At 63.1% G+C, this 1149-nt stretch carries 1 protein-coding gene and 1 pseudogene; one reads left to right on the top strand and one right to left on the bottom strand.

Going from position 1 to position 1149, the window contains the following annotated elements:
- Positions 1–513, top strand: a pseudogene (locus tag ENZ74_RS34590) (hypothetical protein); the annotation flags it as partial.
- A 3-nt stretch (positions 514–516) separates the two neighbouring features.
- Here the strand turns inward: ENZ74_RS34590 and ENZ74_RS32490 are convergent.
- A partial coding sequence (locus tag ENZ74_RS32490) for an SH3 domain-containing protein (RefSeq protein ID WP_127313319.1) occupies positions 517–1149 on the bottom strand: 633 nt, incomplete at its 5' end.

The raw sequence follows: 1149 nt of genomic DNA, 5'->3' as shown, positions 1-1149 counted from the left end.
GCCGATCACAATCTGCTTGCCCAGGGTTTCGCTTCGCTCGGCGTCGATCCGGAGATGTCCAACTGGCTTGCGATCGCGGTCGAATATTCCCGCAGCGGCGCCAGCATCTTTGCCGCGGTGGCCACGCAAAAGGTCGAAGTCGTGGGTGGTTTCAAGCATGCACCGTTCGAATCCGTGGCTGAGCTGCAGGACTTTTCCAGGCTGCGCTCGATTTCTTTGCCTGATCTCTACAGCACATTCACGGTCAATTCGCGGCGCGGCGATCTGGTCGTAAGTCGAGCCGGCCCCACGCTGGCCAACTTCGTCAAGGCCGGAACATCGGCAGGTGCAAAGATACCCGAGCAGGCCTTCACGATCGAGGTTTCCGTCAGCCGGCGAGGCTCGGCCATCGTCGGTTCCGCCGGCTATGTCTTCGAAAGCCGTTCGGGCGATCAAGCAAGCCTGCTCCGCACTGCAGCGGTTTTGGGAACGATAGGCGCCAAGATAAGGGGCGTGCCTCACCCAAGGCGGTAGACGTCAGGCGCCGGTCTTGATGTAGCTCTTGTAGATCCAGCCGGTCTTGCCGTTGTAGGTGATCTGGCACCATTTCTTGCAGCTCATCACCTGCACCGAGGTTTTGGCTGGCACCGTACCGATGGCGGCGGCATTTTTCTTCGGGCCGCTTCGCATGGTCACGGCCCTCAGGATGCGTCCTGTTCCGGCGGCTGCGGCTTTCCTTGGCTTCGCCTTGGCCTGGCTGTCATCACCTTCTGCCGCGGGCTCTTGAGCCGGCACTTGCGGTTGCACCTCGGGAATGGCGGCGGTTTGTGCGCCGTCGGGATGGTTGCCCGCGGTTGCGCCGGGCGCGGCTACCTTGGCAAGTTCGGTGGCGGCATCGGTATCGGCTGCCGGCTGCGCGAATGCCGCCGTTTGCTTGTCGGGTGCCTTGTCCGCCACCTGGCTGGGAGCAGTCGAATCGGACGCGGATGCGGCCTTCAGCTGGGAACCGGTCCAGCGCGGGTCATTGGCGGCGAGTGCGGGAATGTTGTCTTGCGCGGCCGCCACAGTTGTTGGAATTGCGTCGGACTTGCGCGCCTGCGGTACGGCTGCCGCAGCGACCGCGGCCCCAACCGGGGTTATTTTCGTCGTCTTCACCGGAACCGTTGGAAT

This window comes from Mesorhizobium sp. M7A.F.Ca.CA.002.15.2.1 (assembly GCF_003998715.1).
Taxonomy (GTDB): Bacteria; Pseudomonadota; Alphaproteobacteria; order Rhizobiales; family Rhizobiaceae; genus Mesorhizobium; species Mesorhizobium ciceri.
Note: the sequence above shows the minus strand (reverse complement) of the source record. Positions and strands in the feature narration are given on the sequence as shown.